Origin of the sequence: Pinirhizobacter soli, assembly GCF_015905305.1 — a bacterium.
GTDB lineage: Bacteria > Pseudomonadota > Gammaproteobacteria > Xanthomonadales > Rhodanobacteraceae > Pinirhizobacter > Pinirhizobacter soli.
Genome location: NZ_JADZLQ010000001.1, coordinates 1,844,206 through 1,862,478, shown reverse-complemented (window position 1 = coordinate 1,862,478; position 18,273 = coordinate 1,844,206). Strand labels below are relative to the sequence as shown.

The 18,273-nt window shown below is 64.4% G+C and carries 17 protein-coding genes; 9 read left to right on the top strand and 8 right to left on the bottom strand.

Annotated features, from left to right (window positions below; all coding sequences use genetic code 11):
• Nucleotides 1-26: 26 nt before the first annotated feature.
• The 4 genes from NDK18_RS08195 (at nucleotide 27) to NDK18_RS08180 (ending at nucleotide 8,002) form a co-directional block, all read left to right on the top strand.
• The gene (locus NDK18_RS08195; protein ID WP_284691491.1) at nucleotides 27-2,315 is read left to right on the top strand and encodes an NADP-dependent malic enzyme; all 2,289 of its coding nucleotides are present in this window, start codon (nucleotides 27-29) and stop codon (nucleotides 2,313-2,315) included.
• A 401-nt stretch (nucleotides 2,316-2,716) separates the two neighbouring features.
• Complete coding sequence (aceE, locus tag NDK18_RS08190) at nucleotides 2,717-5,410, top strand: pyruvate dehydrogenase (acetyl-transferring), homodimeric type (protein WP_250627502.1); 2,694 nt, start codon at nucleotides 2,717-2,719, stop codon at nucleotides 5,408-5,410.
• Nucleotides 5,411-5,560: 150 nt separating this feature from the next.
• Nucleotides 5,561-6,955, top strand: a complete 1,395-nt coding sequence (locus NDK18_RS08185) for a C40 family peptidase (RefSeq protein ID WP_250627501.1) — start codon at nucleotides 5,561-5,563, stop codon at nucleotides 6,953-6,955.
• 99 nt (nucleotides 6,956-7,054) lie between these two features.
• Complete coding sequence (locus tag NDK18_RS08180) at nucleotides 7,055-8,002, top strand: LysR family transcriptional regulator (RefSeq protein ID WP_250624777.1); 948 nt, start codon at nucleotides 7,055-7,057, stop codon at nucleotides 8,000-8,002.
• A 65-nt stretch (nucleotides 8,003-8,067) separates the two neighbouring features.
• Here NDK18_RS08180 and NDK18_RS08175 read toward each other — a convergent pair whose 3' ends face one another.
• From NDK18_RS08175 to NDK18_RS08160, 4 genes are all read right to left on the bottom strand, one after another.
• Nucleotides 8,068-8,418, bottom strand: a complete 351-nt coding sequence (locus tag NDK18_RS08175) for a hypothetical protein (RefSeq protein WP_250624778.1) — start codon at nucleotides 8,416-8,418, stop codon at nucleotides 8,068-8,070.
• Nucleotides 8,419-8,514: 96 nt separating this feature from the next.
• The gene (locus tag NDK18_RS08170; protein ID WP_250627500.1) at nucleotides 8,515-9,186 is read right to left on the bottom strand and encodes a glutathione S-transferase; all 672 of its coding nucleotides are present in this window, start codon (nucleotides 9,184-9,186) and stop codon (nucleotides 8,515-8,517) included.
• Nucleotides 9,187-9,231: 45 nt separating this feature from the next.
• A complete protein-coding gene (locus NDK18_RS08165; RefSeq protein WP_250627499.1) occupies nucleotides 9,232-10,539 on the bottom strand; it encodes a thioredoxin family protein in 1,308 nt (435 codons plus the stop codon).
• Between the two features lie 64 nt (nucleotides 10,540-10,603).
• Nucleotides 10,604-11,866 (bottom strand): MFS transporter, encoded by a 1,263-nt coding sequence (locus tag NDK18_RS08160; protein ID WP_250624781.1) that lies wholly within the window; start codon nucleotides 11,864-11,866, stop codon nucleotides 10,604-10,606.
• A 103-nt stretch (nucleotides 11,867-11,969) separates the two neighbouring features.
• On the opposite strand from NDK18_RS08160, the gene NDK18_RS08155 reads away from it, so the two are divergent.
• Nucleotides 11,970-12,674, top strand: coding sequence for a hypothetical protein (locus NDK18_RS08155; RefSeq protein ID WP_250624782.1), 705 nt, complete (start codon nucleotides 11,970-11,972; stop codon nucleotides 12,672-12,674).
• Between the two features lie 16 nt (nucleotides 12,675-12,690).
• On the opposite strand, the gene NDK18_RS08150 is transcribed toward NDK18_RS08155, so the two are convergent.
• The gene (locus NDK18_RS08150; protein WP_250627498.1) at nucleotides 12,691-13,509 is read right to left on the bottom strand and encodes a ferritin-like domain-containing protein; all 819 of its coding nucleotides are present in this window, start codon (nucleotides 13,507-13,509) and stop codon (nucleotides 12,691-12,693) included.
• A 128-nt stretch (nucleotides 13,510-13,637) separates the two neighbouring features.
• Between NDK18_RS08150 and NDK18_RS08145 the strand changes: the two genes are divergently transcribed.
• Nucleotides 13,638-14,696, top strand: coding sequence for an NAD(P)-dependent alcohol dehydrogenase (locus NDK18_RS08145; protein ID WP_250624784.1), 1,059 nt, complete (start codon nucleotides 13,638-13,640; stop codon nucleotides 14,694-14,696).
• Here the strand turns inward: NDK18_RS08145 and NDK18_RS08140 are convergent.
• From NDK18_RS08140 to NDK18_RS08130, 3 genes are read right to left on the bottom strand one after another with little or no spacing between them, the layout of a single operon-like run.
• Nucleotides 14,693-15,109: a universal stress protein gene (locus tag NDK18_RS08140; RefSeq protein WP_250624785.1), complete on the bottom strand. Its 417-nt coding sequence runs from the start codon at nucleotides 15,107-15,109 to the stop codon at nucleotides 14,693-14,695. The genes NDK18_RS08145 and NDK18_RS08140 overlap by 4 nt on opposite strands.
• A gap of 40 nt (nucleotides 15,110-15,149) precedes the next feature.
• A complete protein-coding gene (locus NDK18_RS08135) occupies nucleotides 15,150-15,461 on the bottom strand; it encodes a glycine zipper 2TM domain-containing protein (protein ID WP_250624786.1) in 312 nt (103 codons plus the stop codon).
• Nucleotides 15,462-15,520: 59 nt separating this feature from the next.
• Nucleotides 15,521-16,414, bottom strand: coding sequence for a YihY/virulence factor BrkB family protein (locus NDK18_RS08130; RefSeq protein WP_250627497.1), 894 nt, complete (start codon nucleotides 16,412-16,414; stop codon nucleotides 15,521-15,523).
• A 211-nt stretch (nucleotides 16,415-16,625) separates the two neighbouring features.
• On the opposite strand from NDK18_RS08130, the gene NDK18_RS08125 reads away from it, so the two are divergent.
• The 3 genes from NDK18_RS08125 to NDK18_RS08115 all read left to right on the top strand — a co-directional run bounded on the left by NDK18_RS08125 (nucleotide 16,626) and on the right by NDK18_RS08115 (nucleotide 18,241).
• A complete protein-coding gene (locus NDK18_RS08125) occupies nucleotides 16,626-17,078 on the top strand; it encodes a hypothetical protein (RefSeq protein ID WP_250624788.1) in 453 nt (150 codons plus the stop codon).
• 117 nt (nucleotides 17,079-17,195) lie between these two features.
• Nucleotides 17,196-17,741: a peroxiredoxin gene (locus NDK18_RS08120; RefSeq protein ID WP_250624789.1), complete on the top strand. Its 546-nt coding sequence runs from the start codon at nucleotides 17,196-17,198 to the stop codon at nucleotides 17,739-17,741.
• The gene (locus NDK18_RS08115; protein WP_250627496.1) at nucleotides 17,741-18,241 is read left to right on the top strand and encodes a hypothetical protein; all 501 of its coding nucleotides are present in this window, start codon (nucleotides 17,741-17,743) and stop codon (nucleotides 18,239-18,241) included. The genes NDK18_RS08120 and NDK18_RS08115 overlap by 1 nt, the downstream gene beginning before the upstream one ends.
• The last annotated feature ends 32 nt before the right edge of the window (nucleotides 18,242-18,273 follow it).

Sequence of the window (18,273 nt, the reverse complement as noted above, 5' to 3'; positions counted from 1 at the left end):
TTCTTTAGTTCTTGCGCAGGATACCGATGGCTATTTCCGAGGATTTCAAGCAGGCAGCACTCGAATACCACCGCCTTCCACGCCCGGGCAAAATCAGGGTCACTGCCACCAAACCCATGGTCACCCAGCGTGACTTGTCGTTGGCCTATTCACCTGGTGTGGCATATGCCTGCGAGGCGATCGTGGCAGACCCGCAGCAGGCCAGCGAGCTCACCGCGCGCGGCAATCTGGTTGCGGTGATCACCAACGGTACCGCGGTGCTTGGCCTGGGCAATATCGGCCCGCTCGCCGGGAAGCCGGTGATGGAAGGCAAGGGCGTGCTGTTCCAGAAGTTCGCCGGCATCGATGTGTTCGACATCGAGATCGCTGAAAACGACCCGGACAAGCTGGTCGACATCATCGCCAGCCTGGAGCCGACCTTCGGCGGCATCAACCTGGAAGACATCAAGGCACCGGAGTGCTTCATCGTCGAGCGCAAGCTGCGCGAACGCATGAAGATCCCTGTATTCCACGACGACCAGCACGGCACGGCGATCATCGTCGGCGCGGCGGTGGTCAATGCGCTGGAAGTAGTCGGCAAGAAGATCGGCGACGTAAAGCTTGCCACCACCGGCGTCGGCGCCGCCGGTATCGCCTGCCTGGACATGCTGGTGGCGCTGGGCCTGAAGCCTGAGAACATCCTCGGTTTCGATCGCGACGGCGTGCTGTACACCGGCCGCGACAACATGGATCCGGACAAGCAGCGCTACGCGCGCGACACCGACAAGCGCACGCTGGCTGAGATCGTCGTAGGCGCGGATATTTTCCTGGGCCTGTCCGCCGGCGGCATCTTGAAGCCCGAGATGGTCGCCAGCATGGTTGAGCGCCCGATCATCCTGGCCCTCGCCAACCCCTCGCCGGAAATCCTCCCTGAGGATGCCAAGAAAGTGCGACCGGATTGCATCATCGCCACGGGCCGTTCGGATTACCCGAACCAGGTCAACAACGCGCTGTGCTTCCCCTATCTGTTCCGCGGCGCGCTCGATGTCGGCGCCACGGTGATCAACGAAGCCATGAAGCTGGCGTGCGTGCGCGCCATCGCCGAGCTTGCCCGCATGGAGGCCGGCGACCTGGCCAGTGCCTACGGCGGCGACGTGCCGACCTTCGGTGCGGATTACCTGATCCCACGTCCGTTCGACCCGCGCCTGCTGGTGATGCTGGCGCCGGCGATCGCCCGCGCGGCGATGGATTCGGGTGTGGCCATGCGTCCGATCGTGGACATGGAAAGCTACATCGAAAAGCTCGACCAGTTCATCTACCGCACTGGCCTGATCATGAAGCCGGTCTACGAGCGCGCGCGTGCCGACCGCAAGCGCGTGGTCTACGCCGAGGGCGAGGAAGAAACCGTGCTGCGCGCCGTGCAGACGGTGATCGACGAGAAACTCGCTTTCCCGATCCTGATCGGCCGCCCGGACGTCATCGATACCCGCATCCAGCGCCTGGGTCTGCGCATGCGCGAGGGCGTGGATTTCGAGCTGACCAATATCAACGACGACCCGCGCTTCAACGACTACTGGCAGCAGTACCACGCCCTGACCGAACGCCGTGGCGTGTCGCCGGCGGCGGCGAAGAACCTGGTGCGTTCGCGGCCGGCGTTGATCGCTTCGATCATGGTCCAGCGCGGCGAAGCCGACGCGATGATTTGCGGACTGGTCGGTCGCTATCACAAGAAGCTGGGCTATATGCGCAGTGTGTTCGGGCTGGATCCGGGCGTCAGCTGCACGTCGGCGATGACCGGCGTGATCAACGACAAGGGCGCCTGGTTCTTCCTCGATACGCATGTGCAGATCGATCCGACCGCCGAGCAGATCGCCGAGGCCACGCTGCAGGCGACCTTTCGTCTGAAGCTCTTCGGCATCGAGCCGAAGGTCGCGCTGCTTTCTCACTCGAACTACGGCAGCCACGACAACCCCAGCGCCGCCAAGATGCGCAAGGTCTACCAGATCCTGCGCCAGCGCGTGCCCAAGCTGGAGGTCGACGGCGAAATGCAGGCCGACACCGCCTGGGACCAGAACGTGCGCAGCCTGGTCTTCCCCAACAGCACGCTCAGCGGGCGCGCCAACCTGTTCGTGATGCCTAATCTGGATTCCGCCAACATCTCCTACAACATGGTCCGGGTAATGACCGACGGCGTGGCCATCGGCCCGATCCTGATGGGCGTGGACAAGGCCGCCCACATCCTCACGCCCGCCTCGACCCCGCGCCGCGTGGTGAACATGACGGCGATCGCGGCCGTCGACGCCCAGATACGCAGCGCGCAAGCCCATCGGGGCTAGGGCTCGAGTGGGGAGCGGCTGGGCGTCACCCTGGTCGCTAAGTCCTCAGTCGGCTTCGCCTCCCTGCGGAAGCGCTCTCAGGGTGACGCCCCGCCGCTCCCCCAACTCCTGAGGCAACCCCGCAGAGAAAGCCCCGCTTTCCCCACAACCCACCGTTGCGTCCGGGGAGCGGTCGGGTGGCGCTTTCGTCGCGCTTCCGCAGGGAGGCGAAGCCGACTGAGGACTTAGCGACGAAAGCGCCACCCGACTGCTCCCATACGGCGCCGTATGTGGTTGATTCATGGCAGCTACGGCGGGCAGGACGGTCCGGGATGGCGCGGGTTTGCTAAACTCGGGGGTGGACCGATTTAATTCCCCGCCACCCCCACGCCAGGCGCGCCCCACGCGCTGCGGAGAGCACCATGGACCAGATCACCGACATCCTGCACCAGGATCTCGACCCCACCGAGACCCAGGAATGGGTCGAATCGCTCAATGCCGTCATCAACCACGACGGCACCGAGCGTGCGCATTACCTGCTCGAGCGCATGGTGGACTCCACCCGCCGCGCCGGCGGCTACCTGCCGTTCGATCCCACCACCGAATACGTCAACACCATCGCGCCGCAGAATGAAGCGCGCAGCCCGGGCGACGCGGCGCTGGAGTGGCGCATCCGCTCGATCATCCGCTGGAACGCGCTGGCCATGGTGGTGCGTACCAACCGTCGTCCCGGCGACCTGGGCGGCCATATCTCCAGCTTTGCCTCGTCGGCGACGCTCTACGATGTGGGCTTCAACCACTTCTGGCGCGCCCCCAGCGTCGACCATCCGGGCGACCTGGTGTTCCACCAGGGCCATTCCAGCCCGGGCGTGTATGCGCGCTCCTTCCTTGAAGGCCGCATCAGCGCAGAGCAGATGGACCTCTTCCGCATGGATGTCGCCGGCAAGGGCAAGGGGCTTACCTCCTACCCCCACCCCTGGCTGATGCCCGACTACTGGCAGGTGCCGACGGTATCGATGGGCCTTGGGCCCATCCAGGCCATCTACCAGGCACAGTTCTGGAAGTACCTCGAACACCGCGGCCTGATGCCCAAGACCGACCGCAAGGTCTGGTGCTTCATGGGCGATGGCGAGTCCGACGAGCCGGAAAGCCTGGGCGCCATTTCACTGGCGGGCCGCGAAGGCCTGGACAACCTGATCTTCGTCGTCAACTGCAACCTGCAGCGCCTGGACGGCCCGGTGCGCGGCAACGGCAAGATCATCCAGGAACTGGAAGGCGTGTTCCGCGGCGCTGGCTGGAATGCCATCAAGGTGGTCTGGGGCAGCTACTGGGATCCGCTCCTGGCGCGCGATACCTCCGGCAAGCTGCGCCAGCTGATGATGGAAACCGTCGACGGTGAATACCAGGCCTGCAAGGCCTTCGGCGGCGCCTATACCCGCGAGCACTTCTTCGGCAAGTACCCGGAAACCGCGGCGCTGGTGGCCAACATGTCCGACGACGACATCTGGCGCCTGAATCGTGGCGGCCACGACCCGCACAAGGTGTATGCGGCCTACCACGCGGCGGTGAACACCCAGGGCATGCCCACGGTGGTCCTGGCCAAGACAGTCAAGGGCTACGGCATGGGCGCGGCGGGCGAATCGCAGAACCCGGCCCATCAGCAGAAGAAGATGGACACCGACGCCATCCGCGCTTTCCGTGACCGCTTCAATATCCCGGTGACCGACGCCCAGCTCGAAGAGGTGCCGTTCTACCACCCGGGCAAGGATTCCCCCGAGGTGCAGTACCTGCTCGAGCGCCGCAAGGCCCTGGGCGGTGCGCTGCCGCAGCGTCGCCGCAAGGCGGAGGAATCGTTCAAGGCGCCGGGGCTTGAGGCCTTCGAGCAGATCACCAAGAGCTCCGGCGACCGCGAGATCAGCACCACCATGGCGCTGGTGCGTGGCATGAACCTGCTGCTGCGCGACAAGGCGATCGGCCCGCGCGTGGTGCCGATCGTGGCCGACGAGGCCCGCACCTTCGGCATGGAAGGCATGTTCCGGCAGATCGGCATCTACGCCCCGTTCGGCCAGAAGTACCGCCCGCAGGATGCCGACCAGCTGCTGTACTACCGTGAAGACCAGAAGGGCCAAGTGTTGCAGCAGGGCATCAGCGAGGCGGGCGGCATGGCCTCGTGGATGGCCGCGGCCACCAGCTACAGCATCTCCAACGTGGCGACGCTGCCGTTCTTCATCTACTACTCGATGTTCGGCTTCCAGCGTATCGGCGACCTGTGCTGGGCCGCCGGCGACATGCGCGCGCGCGGCTTCCTGATCGGTGGCACCGCCGGCCGCACCACGCTCAACGGCGAAGGCCTGCAGCACGAGGACGGCCATTCGCACCTGCTGTCCGGCGCCATCCCCAATGTGGTGTCCTACGATCCGACGTTCTCGTATGAAGTGGCGGTGATCCTGCAGGACGGCACGCGCCGCATGATGCAAGAGCAGGAAGACGTCTACTACTACCTCACGGTGATGAACGAGAACTACAGCCATCCGGACCTGCCCAAGGGCAGCGAGGAAGGCATCATCAAGGGCATGTACCTGTTCAAGGATGCCGGCAAGCCGAAGAAGAACGAGCCACGCGTGCAGCTGATGGGCGCCGGCACCATCCTGCGTGAGGTGATCGCCGCGGCCGAATTGCTCGAGAAGGATTTCGGCGTGTCGGCCGATATCTGGTCGTGCCCGAGCTTCTCGGAACTCCGTCGCGACGGTTTCGACGCCGAGCGCTGGAACCGCCTGCATCCGGAAGACGAAGCTCGCGTGCCTTATGTCACGGGCCTGCTGAAGGATCGCCAGGGCCCGGCCATCGCCGCCACCGACTACGTGCGCGAGTACGCCGACCAGATCCGTGCCTTCATGCCCGATGGCATGCGCTACACGGTGCTCGGTACCGACGGCTTCGGCCGCAGCGATACGCGTGACAACCTGCGTGCCTTTTTCGAGGTCGATCGCTATTACATCGCTCACGCCGCCCTGGCGGCGCTGGCGAAAGACGGCAAGGTCAACGCCAAGGATGTCACCCGCGCGCTCAAGCAGTACAAGCTCGATCAGGACAAGCCGAACCCGATGACGGTGTAACCCAGCTCGTCCGGACTTCTGTCCGGCATCGGCAGGCAATACGTCCGCGGACAACGCCCTCCTTCATGGAGGGCTTTGTTTTTCAGGCGGTTATGGTTGGCACGGGTGTTGCCATGGATACCTTGATCCCTTCGTTATTGGAGTGCGTACGTGCCCAACCTTTCCCGCATCGTCTTAGGTGTTGCCCTTGCCCTCGGCAGCGCCCATGCATTGGCTGCTGCACCGACCTTGCCCGTGCCCGCATCCGGAGTGATCGGTACCCAGGACGCGATGTTCTCGCCCGATTACTGGATCGCCCGCGCACCGGCGCCGGACAAGGTGATTTTCAGCCGAGAGGAATTGAAGGCGCTCAACGCGCGCACGTTCGCCAACGATCCGTCGATGTACGTCCTGGCCAACATTCCCGCGCAAATCAGCGCCGGGCAGGTCAAGGCATGGATCGCCAAGGTATCGAAGATGCCGGCCAAGCCGCTACTGGACGTACACAACCAGCCGCTGCCGAAGTCCGTGGTCGATCCGATCGTGGCCAGCATCGCGCTGGAGAAGATTCCCGAACACGTGACGGCGCGCTATGGCATCTCCGTGGCCCGGCAGTCGTTGCGCACCTTCCCCACGGATCTGAAAGCTTTCACCGTGCCCGACCAGCCGGATTTTGAAAGCCTCCAGGAGAGCATGCTGTTTCCCGGCGACCCGGTGGTGATCGTGCATGAAAGCGAGGACGGGCAGTGGTACTTCGTGGTGAGCCCGCGCTACGCGGCGTGGGTGAACAAGTCGGCCATCGCCGTTGGCAGCCGGGATGAAGTGCTCAACTACGCTGATAAAACGCCCTATCGGGTGGTGACGGGCGCCAAGGTGCGCACCGTGTTCACGCCGGAGGCGCCAGCGGTGTCGGAACTGCAACTGGATATGGGAGCGCGCGTGCCGTTGGCGGACCTGCCGCCGGATGAGCCGGTGAACGGCCAGGGGCCGTACGTATCCTGGACCTTGCAACTGCCCGTGCGTGCCCAGGATGGCTCGCTGCATTTCCAGCCGGCGCTCTTGCAGCGTAATGCCGACAGTGAGCCTGACTACGTGCCGCTGACGCAGGCCAATGTCATCCGCCAGGCGTTCAAGTTCCTCGGCGAGCGCTACGGCTGGGGGCATCTCTACAACGGCCGCGACTGCAGTGGTTTCGTCTCCGACGTCTACCGTAGCCTGGGTGTGCAGATGCCGCGCAATACCGGTGACCAGGCCAAGAGCCCGGAGCTTGCACACCAGTTGTTCACCGCCGCCGATAGCCACGAGGCGCGGATGAAGGCGATCGCGCAGGCCCAGGTGGGCGACCTGATCTACATCCCCGGCCACGTGATGATGTTCCTGGGACGCGTGAATGGGGAGCCGTACGTCATCCAGGACGTTGGCGGCGTGATCTATCTCGACGCCCAGGGCCACAAGCACTGGACGCGTACGAACGAGGTATCGGTAACCCCGCTGCTTCCCCTGCTGATCGACGAGAAGCTTTCCTACGTCGATGCCATGACCAGCCTGGTACGCATCCGGCCGTAGCCATCACGCAGGATTCGTCCACGAAAATGGACGAATCCTGCAATGATTTTTTGTTGGCATGCGTATGCTCGCAAGGCAATCAACAGCCCAGGGCATTCCATGCAGCGCACGCTTTCGCGGGACATCCAGGTTCCCGCCAGTTATCGTCTGGAGAAACCCCTCCCGGCATTGATCGACACCGCCTACCTGCGATCATTCGTCGTGGTTCACGAGGCCGGCTCCATCGCCGCGGGTGCGGCATGCCTGCATCGGGTGCCGTCGGCGGTAAGCCAGCAGATCCAGCGGCTGGAAAGCCAGATGGGTGGGGCGCTGTTCCTGCGGGGCAGGCGTGGGCTCGTGCTTACCGAGCGTGGACGCAAGCTGCTGCCGCTGGCGATGGACATGCTCGCTTTCAACGACACCGCGCTTTCGACGATGCAGGGCGAGACCTCCGGTGCGCGGATCGTCGTGGGCATGTCCGATACCTATGCTGCCAGCTTCCTGCCGCCCATCCTTGCCGCGTGCAATCACGCGTTGCCCGGTGTGACGGTAGAACTGCGCACCGGATATAGCCCAGGGCTTTGGGCAAGCTATGAACGGGGAGAAATCGACGTCCTGCTTGCCCAGGCATGCCCAGCCTCGATCATTGCCGAAGTGGTGCACGTGGAGACTTTGCGCTGGATCGGCGCCCTTGAAGATCCTTCGGAAGACAGCGACATCGACCTTGTTGTCTTTGGCGAGGGTTGTCCTGACCGCGAACTGGCGATCGACGCCCTTGTGCGGGAGGGTCGTGGCTACCGCCTTCGTTTCGAAGGACACTCGCACGCCTCCGTGGTTGCCGCGGTCCGTTCAGGCCTGGGTGTCACGCCCATGCTTGCCAACACCGTACCTTCGCCCATCCGCACCTTCGTACCCCGGATCGAGCTTCCTCGGCTTGGCGCGATCGAACTCTCGCTCGCCTGCGCTGATAAATCCGATGGTGCCGTCCCGGCGGCATTCGCATACATCGTGCGCCAGTGCTTTCGGCGCGTGCGCGAATCACCCGGCTCGCATCGCGACACGCTTTAGCAGGCCTATACGAAAAGACCGGCGCGTGGCCGGTCTTTTCTTTCAGACGGTGCGGAACAAAGGAGCTATTCGTCGCGGTTGTTCCAGATATGTCGAAGCAGCAGGAAAGTCCCCACGGCTACGGCGGCAATGCCTACGGCGGTGGCTGGATGACGCTTCACCTGGCGACGCAGTCGGCGGTACTGGTAATTCGCCTCGTCGGCGAAATCCTCCGCAAGGTAGGCAATCGGGCGCGTCTGTCGGGCCCGCTTGCTCCATTTCAGGCCCAGTTTGCGGCCCTGCTCGGCAAGATCCGAAGCCGTATCGCGTCCGCGGTCTGCAAGATCCGACGCACGATCGGCCGCATCGCTCGCATAACCACGCACTCGGCCGGATACACCGTTGACGGCACTTTCAAGATCCCGGTACTTGCTCATCGGCCACTCCCTCTCATGCGTATCGACTTTTCATCGAGGTTGCCGCCGACGTCGTGAGCCTGGCGTAAAAAGCCCGGCGTGGCCCCGTCGATGCGTTCAGCTAAGCAGGTCGTAGGCACCGCCGCGGTCCAGCGCCTGCTGATAGGCCGGGCGGGCGTGAATGCGCTGCAGGAAGGCCGCAAGGCGTGGATAGGTGCCCTCCAGGCCGATGCGCGAGGCCGCGGCCTCCAGCGGGAAACTCATCTGGATGTCCGCCGCGGTGAACTCATCGCCGGCGAACCAGCCGTTCGGGCCCAATTGACCTTCCAGGTAGTCCAGATGCAGCTGGATCTGCGGATCGATGAATGTTTTCTGGCCCGTCCGGGCAATCTTCTTGGCGACAGGCTTGGCGAAAAACGGCATCGGCGCGGACTCGATGCGGCTGAAGACCAGTTTCAGCAGCAGCGGCGGCATGGCCGAGCCTTCGGCATAGTGAAGCCAGTAGGTGTAGCGGAGCTTGTCGTCGGTGCCCGGCGCGGGCACCAGGCGGCCGCGACCGTGGCGTTCAAGCAGGTATTCGATGATCGCACCGGATTCGGCGATCGTGCGGTCGTCCTCGGTGATGACTGGCGACTTGCCCAGGGGGTGCACGCGCTTGAGTTCCGGCGGTGCGAGCATCGTGTGCGCATCACGCTGGTAGCGCTTCACCTCGTAGGGCAGGCCAAGCTCCTCCAGCAGCCAAAGCACCCGCTGTGACCGCGAATTATTCAAATGATGAACGGTAATCAATGGGGCATTCCGCTGCGACGGGGGAGGACGAGTGTAGCGGGCCTCCTAGCCGATGGTCTGCCGTAGCCGCGCAGCAGCCTCGGGGAAGGTCTTGCCTTCCTGCGCCACCACGGTATCGACCACTTTCTTCGCTTCATCCTTGCGGCCCAGGGCGATCAGCGCCTTGGCGCGGTAGGTCGCCACCTGCAGTTTGTTCGCGCCATAGGCCTTGGTCGCGGCTTTTTCCAGGAAGGGCAAGCCTTCCTGCGCGTGGCCGTTCTCCACCAGGTTGCGGCCATGGCGGTAGGCGTAGACGTAGTCGTTCGGATAGGCGGCGATCAGCTTCAGTTCGAGCGCATCCACTTCGTCGGTGCGCTTGGCGCGCAGCAGGTACACGCGCAGGTTGTCGGCGAGGTTGCGATCGCTGGCAACGTTATCGCCAAGCTTGCCGCGCGTCATGTCGATGGCGCGGTCCAGGATGGCTTTCTCGCCGGCGGCATCGCCTGCCGCGGCGTCGACGTCGGCAAGCGACAGCACGCCACTGCGGATGTCGGCACACGGCGGGTTGGCCACCAGTACCTGGGTGTCGACGTACGACTGCATGGCTTCTTTCTGTTCGGCCGCCGCCGCACGTTTCTGCTCCAGCGGTAACGACTTGGTGGCGGCAAGGAGGTCATCGAGCACGTAGGGGCGCTGGCAGTCGATGCGGCCGGCGAGTACGTGTTTGGCGGCATCGGCGGTCGCGGCGTCGTCCTTGTCTGCCTTGGCCTTGAGCAGCAGTAGTTGCTGCCGGCTTAGGGCGACGTCCCGGTCCTTGTCGGCGACGTTCTTCACCACCGGTGGCAGCGTGTCGAACCAGGCCAGTCCCTCAGGTCCCGCGTAGTGTTTCTGGTAGTCGTCCAGCACCGCGGCTACGGCGGCCAGCGAACCCTTCTGGGCGTCACCCTTGAGCTTGTCCAGGCGCTGGTTGCCCGAGAGGATGGCTGCAACCTCGGGATAGAACTTGTCACGCGGGCGCTCGGCGAGGATGCGGCCAAGCTCGTTGCCGTGTTCGTCCAGTGCCACATAAGTAGGCAGGAAATGCACGTTGAGCTTTTTCATCCAGGCCTGGCCGTCCGGGGCGTCGGCATCGGCCTCGACGAACACCACCTTGCTTTCCAGGGCCTTGAACTCATCACCGGTAAGCACGTGCGAGGCCATGAAATAGCACGAGTAGCACCACACAGCCTGGAAATCGATCAGCACCGGCTTGTGCTGGCGGGCAGCTTGCTCGAGCGCGGCGGCGATGGTGGCCGGGCCCTTGCCGGAGGCGGCCGTGGCCGGGAGGGCGGCGGCGAGCGCCAGGGGCAGCAGCAGTGCGGCAAGACGCTTCATGGGTGTGCCTTTGGCGGTATAGACGTCCATCCTATGACCAAACCCACGCGCTTTGCAAAGACCCCTAAAGCGAGGCGCTGGCGCCTTCGGGCTTGCCGGGTGCCTCACGCAGCCCCTGGCGCTGCCTCAGCGAGGGGAACCACCACATCCACAGGCCCACCACCAGCAGCGTGCCGACCCCGCCGATAAGAGTGGCGTTGACGGCCCCCACGGCCGCCGCCAGCAGTCCCGATTCAAATTCCCCCAGCTGGTTGGAAGTATTGATGAAAATGGCGTTGACCGCGCTCACGCGGCCGCGCATGTCGTCGGGCGTATCCAGTTGTACCAGGGCGCCGCGGATCACCATGCTGACCATGTCGAATGCGCCAAGGGCGAACAGGGCGGCCAGGGACAACCACAGCGTGGTGGACACCGCGAAGACCATGGTAGCCACGCCGAATGCCGCGACACAGGCGAACATGATCGGTCCCACCCGGCGCTCAAGCGAATGCCGGGCCAGCCAGAATGACATCAGCAGCGCACCTACGGCCGGTGCGGCACGCAGCAAGCCCAAGCCCCACGGGCCTGTGTGCAGGATGTCGCGGGCAAACACGGGAAGCAGCGCCGTGGCTCCGCCAAGCAGCACCGCGAAGAGGTCGAGTGAAATCACGCCCAGCACGGCAGGGCGGTGGCGGATGAAGTGCACGCCGGCGAATAGGACCTTCAGGGTTGCCGGTTCCCGCCGTGGCGGTATGTGCTCGTAACGCAGGCGCCACAGCAAGCCCACGGCTGCCAGGTACAGCAGTGCCGACACTCCGTACACCACCTCGGGCCCGAGGATATACAACAAGCCGCCCAGCGCCGGCCCCATGATCATCGCTGCCTGGCCGCCGGAGCCGTTCGCCGCCATGGCCCGCGTCAACAGTGAGGGCGGCACCAGTCCCGGAAGCATCGACTGCATCGCTGGCCACTCGAAAGCCTTGGTCACGCCCAGCCCGAATACCAGCAGCAGGATCGTCGTTTCGCTTAACGCGCCCAGCACGGTCCCCAGTGCCAGCAGGCCAATGCAACAGAACTCCAGGATGTCCGCCCCCAGCACGATGCGCCGCCGTTCGAACTGGTCCGCCACGTGGCCCGCGGGCAGCGCCAGCAGCAGCGAAGGGATGAACTGCACCAGGCCGATCAGGCCCAGGTCGAAGGCGCGATGGGTGATGGCATACACCTGCCAGCCCACTGCCACCGAAACCATCTGGAAGCCGAAGCTCGAGGCGGTTCGCGCCAGCCAGAATTGCGTGAACGCCCGGTGGGCGAAGAGCGACTCGCCGGTCGCGGCAGTGGGAGCGGGCATGCGGCTTGTTCGCTGGGAAAGGCGCCAATGGTAGCGCCGCTTGCAGCGGCGGGGCGCTGCGGTCCAAGCTAGATACCCCGCAATTCAAACCGGATGCCCCGCCATGCCCGTTCTCCGCCCCGCGCTCCTGTCGATGCTGCTCCTGGGTACGGTTGCCTGTTCGGGTCACGATGACGCCCAGCAGGCGGCGGCGCCCGCGCCGCAGGTGGATGAATCGGCAGGCAAGCTTGAAACCTACCGCAAGCTCCTGTCGATCCATAACGAGGCGATGGCGGTGCAGATGGGTGAGGACATCCTCAAGCGCTATCCCGACACACCCGCAGCCGCCGAGGTCAACAAGACCCTTCCGGATCTGAAGGTGAAGGTGGAGAAAGATGCCGAGGAAGCGCGCCTGAAGAACCTCTGGCAGTACCAGACAGCGCCCATGGCCGGCGGTACCCAGGTGACCGCCACGATCTATTCCAGCCGCCCCTCCGGTGACGATCGCGTGCGCCTGGTGCTGCGCCGGCACACCGCCTGGGGCCAGAGCGTGTTCCTCTTCGGCAGCGGCAAGGGTTTTTCCTGCGCGGGCAACTGCAAGATCACCGCCACCTACGACGGCAAGCCGCACCCGCTGGTGGGTTACCGGCCCACCACGGGCGAGCCTGCAATGTTCATCAAGAACGACCAGGCGTTCATCACCGAACTTCCGAAGGTGAAGAAAATCCAGATGGACATCGTGTCGGCCGATCGAGGCAAGCAGACGGTGGTGTTCGAGACAGCCGGCTACGATGCGTCGAAATTCCCGGCATTGCCGAAAAAGAAGTGACCGGATCGGTCGCGTCCTAGTGCAGGAACAGCCGCTCGGTGATCTTCGTCAGCGGCTTTTCCAGCGCATTGTGCAGCCGCGTCGGAAGGTCCAGCGGCTTCAATAACATTTTCACGGTCATCTCCGCCGGCAGGTGGCGCTTGAGCAGCCCCTGCGCGCGGCTGGTGACGCGGCGGAACTCCGCGAGGTTGCCGGCGAGCGCCGGATAGCGTCGGTCGAACACATGGCGCATGGCGATGTCGCTATCTTCGCTCTTGATCTCGTTCACGCGCTTCAACACCGCTCGGAAGATGCGGTAGCGGCCAATCCGTTCGCGGTCGCGGTATACGCGGAAGTGCTGGTAGAAATGTTTGTAGTGGCGCACTTCATCGCTCTTGATGAAGTTGGTGAGCGTCTTCAACACCGGTTCGTCGGTCACGTCGTTGAGCGCGCGGTAGAGGCTGGCCGTGCCCGTTTCCACCACGCAGCGCGCGGCCAGTTCCAGGCCGCGGCTGGATTCGAGTTCGTCGGCGGTGCACACCGCGCCGTACTCGTCGAAGAACCCCTTGAAGGCCGCTTCCCAATCGAACTCCGGCCATACGTGCCGCACATAAGCCGACAGTGCGCGGCCGTGCTGCATTTCCTCATGTTCCCAGTGATCGCGCAGCCAGGCCTGCAGCTCGTCGTCGCCGGCGAAGTGATCGATCAGGTTGTGCGTGTACAGGTCCGAACCGCTCTCGACGAACGAGGCGCTGCACAACAGCAGGAAGAGGTCTTCGTTGTCGCGGACGCGCGCCAGGTCGATGCCGTCGAGGTCGATGTTTTCAAGCGACCAGGGAAGGGAGGGAGAGCTCACTGCTACGACGTCCTCGAGGAAAAGCGGGGAATAAGGTGACCGGATTGTTACAAAGCTTGGCCCCGAAGGCGACAGGGGGGTCATCCGGTGGCATACCATCGGGGTTTTCCCCTTCCCCGGAGCTTTCAATGATCCCCGCCTCCAGCTATGCCGCCCCGGATGCCAGGGCTCCCCTGGGCCCCTACCATTTCCAGCGCCGGGACCCCCGGCCTTCGGATGTGGTCATTCAGATCCTCTGGTGTGGGGTCTGTCATTCGGACATCCACCAGGTACGGGATGAATGGGGAAGGGGTGAGTTCCCGATGGTCCCGGGCCATGAAATCGTCGGCCGGGTGATCGACGCCGGTCACGACGTGAAGAAATTTTCCCCCGGCCAGCTGGTCGGCGTCGGCTGCATGGTGGATTCCTGCCGGGAGTGCCCGTCCTGCCGGGAGGGGCTCGAGCAGTTCTGCGAAAAAGGCTTCACCGGAACCTACGCTTCGAAGGACCGGCAGGACGGCACGCCCACCCAGGGCGGCTATTCGAGCGTGATCGTGGTGGACGAAGCGTTCGTCCTGCGTATTCCCGACAACCTCGAGCCTGCCGCCGTGGCACCCCTGCTTTGCGCCGGCATCACCACCTATTCCCCGCTCAGGCACTGGAAGATCGGCCCGGGCAGCAAGGTGGGTGTGGTAGGCCTGGGTGGGCTGGGCCACATGGCGCTGAAGCTTGCCCACGCCTTCGGAGCGCAGGTGGTGCAGTTCACCACGTCGCCTTCGAAGAAGGACGACGCCATGCGCCTGGGCGCCGATATCGTGGTGATGTCCAACGACAAGGCCGCGATGAAGGAGCATGCCTCCACCTTCGATTTCATCCTGGACACCGTCTCGGCCCCGCACGACCTCAACGCTTACCTGCAGCTCCTTAAACGCGACGGCACCATGACGCTCCTCGGCCTGCCCGATACGCCACCTACCGTGCATGGCGGTGCGCTGCTCTTCGGCCGCCGCCAGCTTGCCGGCTCGCTGATCGGGGGTATTGCCGAAACCCAGGAAATGCTCGATTTCTGCGCCGACCATGGCATCGTCTCGGACATCGAGGTGATCGCCATCCAGGATATCAACCAGGCTTACGAGCGCATGCTGCGCTCGGACGTGAAATACCGCTTCGTGATCGACATGGCGAGCCTTTCGAAGGACACGCGCTAGCGGATCACCGTCACCGGCACGTGTGCCTTGGACAGGATGTCGGTGGATACCGAGCCGAGCAGCCAGCGCGCCAGTGCCCCGCGCTCGGTGTGGCCGATCACCACATGGTCCACGCCATGTTGGCGCACCTGGGTCAGCAGGGCGTCGCCTGGGCTGCCGTGGACGATGTCGACATCGATCAGCGCCTGGGCATCGGGCACCAGGCTGGTGAGCTCCGCCAGCAGCGCGGCACTACGCTCGCTGCTGCAGTCGGCCATCATCAATACCGAGGCATCGGGTCCGCCTTCGGCGACCTGCAGCACATTGACCACGCGAACCCTGCCACCGGCCAGCCGCGCCAGTTCAACGGCGAAGGCAAAGGCGCGACGGGCCGTGTCCGACCCGTCATAGCCCACCAGTGTGTACTTGACCATGTGCTTTGTCCGCTCCCATGCGTGTGCTGCCGATCATCCCTCATTCTTCGTGGCAACGGCGCTCGGTGGTGTAGTAGGTGTGCTTGCGCTGGTTGTTCTGCTGGATCTTGTTGCCCGCATAACCACCGCCGACGGCGCCGGCCACGGTGGCGAGGGTCTTGCCCTTGCCGCCGCCGACCTGGTTGCCGATCAGGCCACCGGCCACGGCGCCGATGGCGGTGCCGGCGATGCGGTGGGTATCGCTCGATTCCTTGTGCGCCACGCGTACGTTATGGCAAACCTCGTGCGCGCCCACGGTCAGGCTGGCCATGGCAAGGCTCGCGGCAGCTACATGGATGATGATCTTGTGCATGATGGGTCTCCTCCACGGTGGACACCATCCATGCTGGTTGCCGCGCTGTGACGCGGGCATCAAAAATCGCTGTCTGGCGGCTGACCGGGCCGCGTGACATGCACGCGCCTGGCGTGGGGCCGCGGCTGGATCGCCACGCCGCGTTCCTCGGCCACCGCCTCGGTGAGCTCGGCCCCCAGCAGCAGGATCAGCGAGGAGTAGTAAACCCACACCAGCAGCACCACCACGCTCCCGGCAGGGCCGTAAGGCCCGCCGACGTTGGAGTGGTCCAGGTACAGGCCGATGCAGAACTTGCCCGCGGCGAAGAGCACCGCGGTGAGCGCCGCGCCCACCAGGGCGTCGCGCCAGGCAATCACGGCATCGGGCAGTACCTTGAAGATGGCCGCGAAGACGAAGACGAACACCGCCATCGCCACGATCGCTTCGAGCGCCGTCCAGGCTACGGTGCCACCCTGGACGAACATCGCGATCAAGGCGCTCACGGAGAACGAGACGACCAGCAGGAAAGCAAGGGCGAGGATCAACCCCACTGCATGCATGCGCGACCGGATCCACCCCATCACTGCTTTTCCCGGCTTCGGCTGCAGGCTCCAGACCCGGTTGATCGCGCCCTGCAGCTGGGCGAACACGGCCGACGCGCCCACCAGGGTGACGATCAGGCCGATGATCCCGGCCATGCTGCCCACGCCCGGCCGCTGGCGGGCATTGTCCAGCACCAGGCGGGTGGTTTCGGCCGCGCGGGGGCCTACCATCTGGTTCAGGCCGTCGACCATCTGCTGCTGCCATTCCGGCCGCAGCGACGATGCAATCCATATCAGCAGCACCAGCAACGGGGCGAAGGAAAGCGCCGAGTAGAACGCCAGCGCGGCGGCGCGGGTCATCAGTTCATCGTCGCCAAACCCCTGGGCGGTGTTGCGAACGATGCGCCAGCCCCGTTGTGCCATGGGATGCATCGGGTTCTCCCCTGGAATGCCTTCAGTGGCCTTTGATCGTGCAAACCTGGCCGCGAACGCCCCGTCATGGTGGTGGGTGTGAAAGGGAGTTCACGCTACCTTGCCGTTGCTGAACAAGCTATGGCGATATCGCAAAATCTTCATGTTTGTGATCGGAGACTGCGCTCCAGCCCGGGCCATGCCCGTCCGCCGCACCTTCCAGGAGAAAAAAATGATCAAGCGCATGACAGGTCTTGCCGTACTCGCCCTCGTTGCCGCCGGTTCCTTCGCTGCCCCCGCCGCCCATGCGGACGACGCTGGCCTCCGCTGCCATATGCGTTTCAACCTCAAAGGCTGGTCGGTCATCTACAAGCACGCCGAAGGTTCCGGCACCCTCCGCTGTGACGACGGGCGCACGGCCACGGTAAAGCTGGAGATCACCGGTGGCGGCCTGACCGCGGGCAAATGGCGCATCAACGACGGCAAGGGCGAGATCAGCAACGTCCATAGCATCACCGACGTGTTTGGCGACTACGTCACGGCCAATGCCGACGCCGGTGTGGTCAAGAGCGCCGGGGCCCAGGTCCTGTCCAAGGGCACTGTCTCGCTGGCGCTCAGCGGCACGGGCGAGGGCGTCAACCTTGGCGTGGACGTAGGCAAGCTGACCATTTCCCGGGTCAAGTAATTTTTTCTGTAAGGCTAGGCCGGTTACCCCGGTCAATGCCCTCGGGAGGCGCCCCATGCGGGCGCCTTTCTTTTTCCCGGCGTACACTCACGCCGCTAACTAACCCGAGGGCTCCCCATGCGTCGCTTCCGCCTCTCCACCGTTTCCCTATCGGCGATCTGCCTGTTCCTGCTCGCCGCCGTCATGCCCGCATTCGCCGCGCCCACCGTCGGCTCCCAGGCGCCGGACTTCCACCTACAGGACCAGAAGGGCGACTGGCATACGCTTGAAACCCACAAGGGTCAGTGGCTGGTGCTTTATTTCTACCCGAAGGATTTCACCTCCGGCTGCACCACTGAGGTCTGCACCTTCCGCGATGACATCGCCAAGCTGCACAAGGCCGGCGCCACCGTGCTCGGCGTGAGCGTGGACGATGTCAAATCCCACCAGGAGTTCGCCGCCAAGTACCACGTGCCGTTCCCGCTGCTGGCCGATTCGGACAAGAAGACGGCCACCAGCTACGACGTACTGGCCAACCACCTGGGCATGCAGTACGCCCGCCGCGAAACCTTCCTGATCGACCCGACCGGCAAGATCGTGAAGATCTACAAGGACGTCGATCCTGAGAAGAACTCAGGCCAGGTCCTGGCCGATCTGGATGCCATGAAGGCTGGCAAGGCCTGATGGCAAGGGTCGTCGGCTGGCGGATCGCCGCCTGGCTGATCGTCCTGGTCGCTGGCGTCGGCGCGTTCTTCTACGCGCGCGACGCCATCGGCATTTCGCTCGCCTTGCGCGACGGCAGAACAGGTGTCGGTACGCCGGCAGCGCAGGCCCAGCTTGGCTGGGATATCGCCTATTTCATCGCCGCCACGTTGTTGGCCGCACTGGCGGCGTTGGTGTTGCGTGGCAAGCGCCGCGCCGTGCTGCCGCTACGCCTGGTATGCCTGCTGGTGGCGGTCTGGGCGGCCACCGGTGTGTTTTCGATGTGGCGTGCGCTTGCCCAGGTGCGCGAGGGGCTTGCCGTGGCCATGGCCTCGCCCGATGCCTCGGGCGACCTGGCCAACGTCGTGGGGCCGATCCTCACTTACATGTATCTATCGCTGGGTCTTCGGATCCTGATCATCCCGGTACTTGGCTGGGTGGCCTGGCGCTTGGGCAAGGCGGACGTCACCCCGGCCGCCTGAGGGCCATGTCCAGGCGCCGGTTCAGCCGCCAT